The 9,121-nt window shown below is 36.9% G+C and carries 8 protein-coding genes and 2 tRNA genes (1 of these 10 only partly in view); 7 read left to right on the top strand and 3 right to left on the bottom strand.

Features of this window, described 5'->3' with window-relative positions; translation table 11 throughout:
- Window positions 1-174: 174 nt before the first annotated feature.
- Complete coding sequence (locus tag QUH73_RS16055; protein WP_289531457.1) at window positions 175-465, top strand: hypothetical protein; 291 nt, start codon at window positions 175-177, stop codon at window positions 463-465.
- 124 nt (window positions 466-589) lie between these two features.
- On the opposite strand, the gene QUH73_RS16050 is transcribed toward QUH73_RS16055, so the two are convergent.
- The 3 genes from QUH73_RS16050 to bcp all read right to left on the bottom strand — a co-directional run bounded on the left by QUH73_RS16050 (window position 590) and on the right by bcp (window position 4,393).
- Complete coding sequence (locus QUH73_RS16050; protein WP_289531456.1) at window positions 590-2,686, bottom strand: S9 family peptidase; 2,097 nt, start codon at window positions 2,684-2,686, stop codon at window positions 590-592.
- Between the two features lie 189 nt (window positions 2,687-2,875).
- A complete protein-coding gene (gene recA, locus QUH73_RS16045; protein WP_289531455.1) occupies window positions 2,876-3,901 on the bottom strand; it encodes a recombinase RecA in 1,026 nt (341 codons plus the stop codon).
- A gap of 24 nt (window positions 3,902-3,925) precedes the next feature.
- Window positions 3,926-4,393 carry a thioredoxin-dependent thiol peroxidase gene (bcp, locus tag QUH73_RS16040; RefSeq protein WP_289531454.1) on the bottom strand — a complete coding sequence of 156 codons (468 nt, stop codon included), beginning with the start codon at window positions 4,391-4,393 and terminating at the stop codon, window positions 3,926-3,928.
- A 368-nt stretch (window positions 4,394-4,761) separates the two neighbouring features.
- On the opposite strand from bcp, the gene QUH73_RS16035 reads away from it, so the two are divergent.
- From QUH73_RS16035 to QUH73_RS16010, 6 genes are all read left to right on the top strand, one after another.
- Window positions 4,762-6,966 carry a hypothetical protein gene (locus QUH73_RS16035; RefSeq protein WP_289531453.1) on the top strand — a complete coding sequence of 735 codons (2,205 nt, stop codon included), beginning with the start codon at window positions 4,762-4,764 and terminating at the stop codon, window positions 6,964-6,966.
- Window positions 6,967-6,981: 15 nt separating this feature from the next.
- Complete coding sequence (locus QUH73_RS16030; protein ID WP_289531452.1) at window positions 6,982-7,266, top strand: ATP-dependent Clp protease adaptor ClpS; 285 nt, start codon at window positions 6,982-6,984, stop codon at window positions 7,264-7,266.
- A 26-nt stretch (window positions 7,267-7,292) separates the two neighbouring features.
- Window positions 7,293-7,757 carry an NfeD family protein gene (locus QUH73_RS16025; protein ID WP_289531451.1) on the top strand — a complete coding sequence of 155 codons (465 nt, stop codon included), beginning with the start codon at window positions 7,293-7,295 and terminating at the stop codon, window positions 7,755-7,757.
- A 10-nt stretch (window positions 7,758-7,767) separates the two neighbouring features.
- On the top strand, window positions 7,768-8,745 hold the full coding sequence (gene floA / locus QUH73_RS16020) for a flotillin-like protein FloA (protein ID WP_101311289.1): 978 nt from the start codon (window positions 7,768-7,770) through the stop codon (window positions 8,743-8,745).
- A gap of 200 nt (window positions 8,746-8,945) precedes the next feature.
- A tRNA-Ser gene (locus QUH73_RS16015) sits at window positions 8,946-9,032 on the top strand.
- A 65-nt stretch (window positions 9,033-9,097) separates the two neighbouring features.
- Window positions 9,098-9,121, top strand: a tRNA-Pro gene (locus tag QUH73_RS16010) (it continues 151 nt past the right edge of the window).

Here is a 9,121-nt window from a genome sequence, read left to right as displayed (position 1 = left end):
AATTTTATCTTTATCAAAAAGCATAGAGTTTACTTTTAATTAGTTGTTTGTCAGACATTTAATTTAGTAAATTCTATTGCTTTTTCAAAGAAATAACAATGATTTGTTTAACCTATTTACCTATAAAACAACACTTTAATAATCGAACTCAGGTTAATTGGTATTGATCAATATTTGATTGCTCTAAATGAAGCGGTAGATCAACTAATAGAATTGTATCGAAAGAGAAATGCGGAATTGGTTGTAAGGCAAGAAAGGGTGCAAACTACTGCGCAAGCTCATAAGCTGCACCGAATGTTGAACAATGATATATTTCCATTCTTATTTACTTTACGACAAATCGATCCTGATAATTATGGCCCCTTAGCCAGGCTGGCCGAAATCGAGTTGGCGGATATAAACCAGATAATAAGAGCACGCAGAACCAGATGGGCAAATAAGAAGGAAGAGGATGAAAGAATTTGAATTCTCTTTCATTGTACCGTTATCGAGCGATAAAGACTTTTATGCAATGATGATTTTTAAATGGGAATAAAAATCCCCATCAGACTTTCGTTTGATGGGGATTTTGTACGCTGTATTTCAAATTTTATTTTGCTTCTTTCACATACTTGTCAAGCCAGTTGGCGAAAGTGCGCTGCCATAAAATTCCGTTTTGAACGCCCAAAACCCAATGGTTTTCTTCAGGTAAATGAAGAAACTGAGCAGGGATTCCGCGCAGGCGTGCTGCATTAAATGCCTGCATTCCCTGCGATTCAACAATTCGGTAATCTTTTCCACCATGTATCACTAAAATTGGAGTATCCCAGTTTTGAACAAATTTATGTGGGGAATTCGCGTAAGAACGCTGAGCTATTTTGTTGTCTTTTTCCCAGAAAGGGCCGCCTAAATCCCAGTTTGCAAACCACATTTCCTCGGTTTCTAAATACTGGGCTTCTAAATTGAACATGCCGTCGTGAGCAATAAATGCTTTGAAACGTTTCTCGTGGTGTCCGGCCAGCCAGTAAGCTGAGAATCCACCATAAGATGCACCTACGCAACCCAAACGGTTTTCGTCAACAAAAGGTTCTTGTTTAACAGCATCAATCGCGCTTAGGTAATCCTTCATGTTTTGTCCGCCATAATCGCCCGAAATTTGTTCGTTCCATTCCTGTCCAAAGCCAGGTAAACCTCTTCGGTTAGGCGCAACAACAATATAACCATTAGCAGCCATCATCTGGAAATTCCAACGGTAACTCCAAAATTGTGAAACGGTTCCTTGCGGACCGCCTTGGCAATAAAGTAAAGCAGGATATTTTTTATTGGCATCGAAATGAGGAGGGTAAATGACCCAAACCAGCATTTGTTTGTTGTCGGTAGTGGTTATCCATCGTTCTTCGATTTTACCCATTTCCAGTTGATCAAGAATGTTCTTGTTCACGAAAGAAATTTCTTTTTCTTCTCCCGTTGCTGGATTTACGTTGTAAATTTCAGCAGGTTTCGACATGGATACCTTGGTTGCAATAAGAGCATCGCCGGCAATGTGTACTGTGTGGTAATCGTGAATACCTTTAGTTACCTGATTTATTTTGCCATCGGCTAAATTTAGCTTGTAGATTTCCTGTACTGCATGCCATCCAGATATAAAATAAATACTTTTGCTGTCGGCATTCCAGGTTAATGATTGAGCATTCTGATCGAAATCTTTTGTGTAAAAGGTTTTTTCGCCTGTAGCTAAATCCATAACGAACAAACGATTTTTATCAGCTTCGTAACCATCTCTTTCCATGCTTTCCCAAGCCATCTTGCTGCCGTCAGGAGAGAATACAGGATTCATATCGTAGCCCATCATGCCTTGGGTCATGTTTTTGGTTTCGCCGGTAGCGATATCGAAAAAGTAGATGTCCGAATTCGTTGATTTTGCATATTCCACACCCTGTAATTTGCGCGATACATAAGCTAAGGTTTTCGAATCGGGTGACCATGCAATTTGTTCGGTGCCACCAAAAGGTTTTACCGGAGCCGACCATTTTTCGCCAGGCATAATATCTTTTCCTGATGTTATTTTTTCACTGTAATCAGCAATAAAAATATGAGTGTATGTATCTACCCAGCTGTCCCAGTGACGGTAGTTCATGTCGTTAATTACACGGGCATTTGCTTTCGGAAGATCAGGATATAAATCTTTTACTGCTTTTTCCAATTGTACTTCTTTCAGGTAGAAAATCTTACTCATGTCTGGCGAGTATTTGAATGCATCTATGCCTCCTTCAATATCCGAAATTTGAACAGGCTTGCTTCCGTCAGGATTCATTTCCCACATTTGTGCAGTGCCGCTGGCAGTGCTTATGTATGCTATTTTTTTGCCGTCAGGTCTCCAAATTTCGTTGAATTCTTTTTTCTCTGTGTTTGTTAATTGAACAGGCTTACCACCTTCAACAGCAAGAGTATATAGATCGCGGTACGAGCGGTTTTCTTCTTTGTTGAAATAGCTTACTCCGTATAAAATTGTTTTTTCATCAGGAGAAATATTTTCTCCGCCAAGGCGTCCGAATGACCATAAAACTTCTGGAGTCATTACATCCGACTCAAGTTTGGTGTCCGGTGTTTTGTACGATGAATCGTCTTTTGATTCCTCAGCTTTTTGTTGGCAGGATGATAATCCTGTAACAATTGCCAAGCCTAACAAAAGTTGTTTGTTTGTCATGATTGTATAGGTTTGTTGCGTTAATTTATTTTAGCACTGTAAATGTATGAAATACGAAGAACATTTAATAATTGATTTTAGTATTGTAAAGGCGCGATATATCATATGTTTAGATAGAAGGTGTTTTTTTATAAAAAAAGACTCTCAATTTTATTGAGAGTCTTTCTAAATCTTTTTTTGAAGAAAAAATTATACTGCAGCTACAGGATTATTGATTGCTTCAATAATTTTAGCTTCTAATTCTTCAGCCAATTCAACGTTATCAATAAGAAGTTTTCTTACCCCTTCTCGGCCTTGTCCTAATTTAGTTTCGCCATAAGAAAACCATGAACCACTCTTTTTAATTACATTATAAGTAACTCCAAGATCAATAATTTCACCGGTTTTCGAAATTCCTTCGCCGTAAATAATGTCGAACTCAGCTTTTCGGAATGGAGGCGCAACCTTATTCTTAACCACCTTAACACGAGTGTGATTGCCGTTAATTTCATCGCCATCTTTAATTTGTCCGATTCTTCTAATATCCAAGCGAACAGAAGCGTAAAATTTAAGAGCATTACCACCGGTTGTAGTTTCGGGGTTGCCAAACATCACACCAATTTTTTCACGCAATTGATTGATAAATATACAAGTTGTGTTGGTTCTGTTGATGTTTGCTGTTAGTTTACGTAAAGCCTGAGACATCAAACGGGCTTGCAGTCCCATTTTTGAATCTCCCATTTCCCCTTCAATCTCAGCTTTTGGAGTTAAAGCTGCAACCGAGTCAATTACAATGATATCAATTGCCGATGAGCGAATCAATTGGTCAGCAATTTCCAGGGCTTGTTCTCCGTTATCAGGCTGAGAAATCAATAGATTTTCAGTGTCAACACCTAACTTTTCAGCATATGCACGATCGAAGGCGTGTTCTGCATCGATAATTGCTGCAATACCACCAGCTTTTTGTGCTTCAGCAATTGCATGAATAGCCAGAGTTGTTTTACCTGATGATTCAGGTCCGTAAATCTCAATGACTCTTCCTCGCGGCAGTCCACCCACACCTAATGCCATATCCAAGGATAAAGATCCTGTTGAGATGGTTGCGATATCTTCAATGGCATTGTCTCCCATTTTCATGATAGCACCTTTACCGTAGGTTTTATCAATTTTCTCCATAGTTAACTGGAGTGCTTTTAGCTTTTCTTTGTTGATTTCTACAACTTCTTTTGCGCTCATAATATATTTTCAATTATTTATTTTCTACATTAAATCCATTTCAGATAGAATCTGATTGGTATGATCTTTTGTTTGTACTTTGGTAAATATTTTCTCAATAATTCCTTCTTCCGAAATTACAAAAGTTGTTCTCAAAACGCCCATATAGGTTTTTCCGTATAACTTTTTTTCTCCCCAGGCATCATATGCTTCTAAAATTTCTTTTTCTGTGTCGGCAATTAAATTAAATGCTAAATTATATTTTGCAATAAATTTTTGGTGTGATGATATTTTGTCCGGACTTACGCCAATTACTTCAAATCCTTTTTTTATTAGATTATTGTAGTTTTCGTTTAAATTACACGATTCAGCAGTGCATCCGGGAGTATTGTCTTTCGGATAAAAGTATAGAATGACTTTTTTACCTTTGAAATCAGAAAGTTTTATTTCTTTCTCATCTTGATTTAAACCAGTGAATTCCGGTGCGTTATCTCCTTCTTTTAAGTTTGTCATCGATTCTGAATTTGAGTTGCAAATATACCTTTATATGCATAGAGGTACGAATTTTCATCGTTAAAATTATCAACCATTGAAGTTAAAAAAAAATGTTTCTAAAACATGATGGATGAATTTCTTTTTTATTTTTCCAGCTCATTATTTTGTTAATCGTAATCTATGTTTTGTAATTTCGTACTTACACATTATATATTATCTTTGTTATAAAATAATTACTATCTTAACTTTTTGTTAGATCCTGCAGATTACAAGAGGTTTTTGTTGATGTAAATGATAAGATTGCAGGGAGTTTATTGTTTTTTGGTTGTTAATTGGAGGGAAGCATTCTTTGTTTTCCCAATTTCCATTTTCAAGAAATTGATTCTATGAATAATAAAATGAGATTACACTACGGTTTATTTTTTCTTTCTTTTTTCTTCTTTCAGTTTTCAGTTGCACAAAGTTTTAGTGGAGGGAAAACAGAACAGCAAATAGAGCAGGAGGCTTTTACATTCTTCGACGGGGAGAACTTTACTAATGCATTGCCATTGTACCAGGAATTAATAAATGTGTATCCACAAGATCCGGAATACAATTATTATCTGGGGGTTTGCCAGGTTGAAGTGAATGAAAATGTTAAGGAGGCTATTCAGCATCTTAAGATTGCATCAACGAAAAATGTAAATGCATCAGTTCCTTATTATTTGGGACGGGCTTTTCATATGAATTATGAGTTTAATTCTGCAATACGGTATTATCGGAAGTTTAGTGAATATTATAAGAAAAAATCGATTGGTATAGATCGGTTAATAGAGATGTGTCAGAATGGTTTACCTCTGGTAAATTCTTATTATGTGGTTGATGTAAAAAACAAAAAGGTAGTAAACAGGAATGAGTTTTTCAGATACTATGATATTGAAGGTTTTGAGGATAGGTTGTCAAAGAAAGATAAATCCCTTACATCCAGATATGATGGTGAAGGAGATAAAGAGGTGGCTTGTCTCGCAAACAAAGGGCAGTATATTTACTTTTCAAGTTTTGGGAAAAATAAAAAGACAGGGCGGGATTTGTATCGTGCCAAACGCTTAAGAAATGGTGGCTGGGGAGAATGGGAAGCACTAAGCTCACTAAATACTGTTTACGATGAAGTATACCCGTTTATGTCGAATGACGGAAGAACCCTTTATTTCTGTTCTCAAGGTCACACAAGTATGGGAGGATTTGATATTTTCAGATCAGTATACAATGAAATATCAGACACTTGGAGTGAACCTCAAAATATGGGATTTCCGATTAACTCGACATCTAACGATTTATTTTTTGCAACTGATTTAAACGATGAGTACGCAAGTTTTACTTCAAGCAGGGAGAATGGAAAGGATGAAGTAACTATCTACAAAATAAAATTATCTGATTATTCAGAACAAAAAGTGGTGATGAATCCTGATCTGTTATCCAATATTGCAATATTAAATGTGGGCAACAGTAATGTCGATGGAAATTTATTTGAGCAAGGTGTGGAAGAGCCTTCCTATTCGATGAAATACAACAAAGAGGATTTTCCATACTTTAATTTTCCGGTTAGCAGTGAATTGACTTATCATTATTTGAATGAATTTAAATCGAATGAGGCTAGAGAGATTTTTATTGAAGCTAAAAATGACCAATTTAATTCAGATAGTTTAATTGAGGGTACAGAAGATTTAAGAAGTCAATTGAATGGTTTGGAAGGAATGCCTCGTAATGTTCTGGCTAATAAGATATCTAAACTGGAACAGAAATCATTTGAATTGAGTAAGCAGGCCGAAAATAAATTATTGAAGGCTCAATCTCAGGAATCAGATTATTTGAATAAAAATATTATTGGAACTGTCACCGCTGATGTACATTCTCCTTCCAAGAAAGGACAATTGGTAATGAGTTCGGAAATAATTCCTTCTGCAAATTCCAGTTCTGATGCCAAAATTGCCAATAAAACTCAGGATGGATATGTTTATCATTTGCAGGTTGGAGTGTTCTCTAATAGGGCAGAATCAAGCTTCTTTTCAGGTTTAGGAGAAGTGAAGGAGGAAATTGTTGGGAATGGAAAATTGTATAAGTACATGGTAGGAACTTACTCTACATTTGCTGCTGCGAAGAAGGAAGTTCCTGAAGTTCGTCAATTGTTTCCCAATACTTTTGTTGTAGCTTATAAGGATGGTATTAAAACCAGTTTAAGTGCAGCAATTAAAGTAACCGATCAGGATTATAAGCCTGAGCCTCGGTCTGCAGTTGTTATTAGTGAAGCAAAGACAACAACAGCAGTTGCAGATGAGCAGATCAATTTTAGAGTTCAGGTGGGAGCATATTCCGGTGAAGTTCCTGTGGACGTTAAGTTAAAGTTGGAAAAATTTTCAAAGTACCCAATAACCTATTCTAAAGATTACAGAGGGTATACGATTTGTACAGTTGGTAATTTTGATTCTTACAGCAAAGTGAGTAAATTGAAAATGGAACTTCGCGAAGCAGGTTTAGGGGATGCTTTTACTGTGGCATTTTCAGGAAATGATAAAATTACCATTCAGCAGGCACTCGAAATACTAAGACAATAATAGGGGAGATCGTTTATGTTGGGAATTGATAATACACAAACAGATAAAGAAGAGAGCGATGTAATTAGCGATCTTTTAAACCGCAATACACTGATGCTGGTTAATGATGATTTTCACACTTTTGATTTTGTTGTGGATGCATTGGTTGATGTGTGCAGACATGATCCTGATCAGGCAGAGCAATGCGCTTATATTACTCACTACAAGGGGAAATGTGATGTGAAAAAGGGAGCGATGAGTACTATTAAACCTATGCGGGATAGATTAGCAGAGAAAGGATTGAAAGTAAATATTGTTTAGTTTCAAATAAATCAGATTTGCAGCAAATGACAGCATTAATTATTGTACTTCTTATCGTATTTGGTATTGTTCTTTTACTATTGGAGTTTTTGGTAATTCCAGGAATTACTGTTGCGGCCATTGGCGGCATTCTAATGATAGTCGGAGGTATTTATATGTCTTATCATCATTATGGAAATTCAGTAGGACACCTTACTGTTTTATCTGCTGTAATTCTTAGTGGGATATTCTTGGTTTTAGCTTTAAAGTCGCAAACATGGAATAAAATCATGCTAAATACCAAAGTCGATTCTAAAGTTCAAAAACTGGATGATGAAAATATTACTATTGGTGATCAAGGGATGTGTGTTTCACGTCTTGCACCAATGGGACAAGTGAAGTTGAATCAGAAAATTGTTGAAGCAAGATCTACGGGGGCTTATGTTGATAAAAAAACAAAGGTCGTAGTCGTTGGTATCGTTGATAAGATTGTAATTGTAAAACCTATTTAAAATAAATCAAATGGAAATTGGTGCATTAATAATGTTAATTGTCGCCGTTGGGGTTGGAATATATATATTATTCTATTTCGTCCCAGTTGGTCTTTGGTTTTCAGCTCTATTATCAGGAGTTAAAATTTCTTTACTTCAGCTCGTGTTTATGAGATGGAGAAAAGTTCCGCCAAAAGTGATTGTAAGTGCCTTAATTGAAGGTACAAAAGCAGGTTTGATTTTGAATCGGGATGAACTGGAAGCTCATTATTTGGCTGGAGGTCGTGTCGCTCAGGTAACGCATGCTCTGGTGTCAGCATCAAAAGCTAACATCGATTTGACATTTAAAATGGCTACAGCAATCGATTTGGCGGGTAGAGATGTGTACGAAGCCGTTCAGATGAGCGTTATTCCGAAAGTCATTAATACACCTCCTGTAACTGCTGTTTCTAAAGATGGTATTCAGTTAATCGCTAAGGCCAGAGTTACTTTACGTGCTAATATCCGGCAATTGGTTGGAGGAGCAGGAGAAGAAACTGTGTTGGCAAGGGTAGGAGAAGGAATCGTATCTTCGATCGGTTCGAGTGAGTCTCATAAAACGGTTCTTGAAAATCCTGATTTCATTTCACGTGTAGTATTGGAGAAAGGTTTGGATGCTGGTACTGCTTTTGAAATTTTATCCATTGATATTGCTGATATCGACATAGGTAAAAATATTGGCGCAGTACTGCAAACAGATCAGGCTGAAGCCGATTTGAAAATTGCACAGGCAAAAGCAGAAGAGAGAAGAGCCATGGCTGTTGCTCTTGAGCAGGAAAATAAGGCATTAGCACAGCAAATGCGGGCAAAGGTGATTGAAGCAGAGGCAGAAGTTCCTCGGGCGATGGCTGAAGCTTTTCGAAATGGTCAGCTAGGGATTATGGATTATTATCGAATGAAGAATATCGAAGCAGATACCAACATGAGGGATAATATTGCAAATCCATCTGACAAAGGGAAAAAGAAATAGATGAATTGATATAATTTCAATTGTAACCGGGGAGTATTCGTATACTTTCCGGTTTTATTTTGGGTAATTTGAAAAAAAAATGAAATGAATCTCATTGATTTATAATTTACTATAATCCAAAGCGCCGAAATCTTCTGTTAATGGGGTGTAAATATTTTGCACATCTGAATTTTTTACATACTTTTGCTACCGCAAGATCAGGAGAGGTGGGTGAGTGGCTGAAACCACCAGTTTGCTAAACTGACGTACGGGAAACTGTACCGGGGGTTCGAATCCCCCTCTCTCCGCAATTTTTTCTGTGAAGATAGAAAAATGGAGTTGGTGAAATTTATTCCCCCCCTCCGCAAATTTTCGGGGTGTAGCGTAGCCCGGTTAT

Origin of the sequence: Labilibaculum sp. K2S, assembly GCF_030372765.1 — a bacterium.
Classification (GTDB): Bacteria; Bacteroidota; Bacteroidia; order Bacteroidales; family Marinifilaceae; genus Labilibaculum.
Note: the sequence above shows the minus strand (reverse complement) of the source record. Positions and strands in the feature narration are given on the sequence as shown.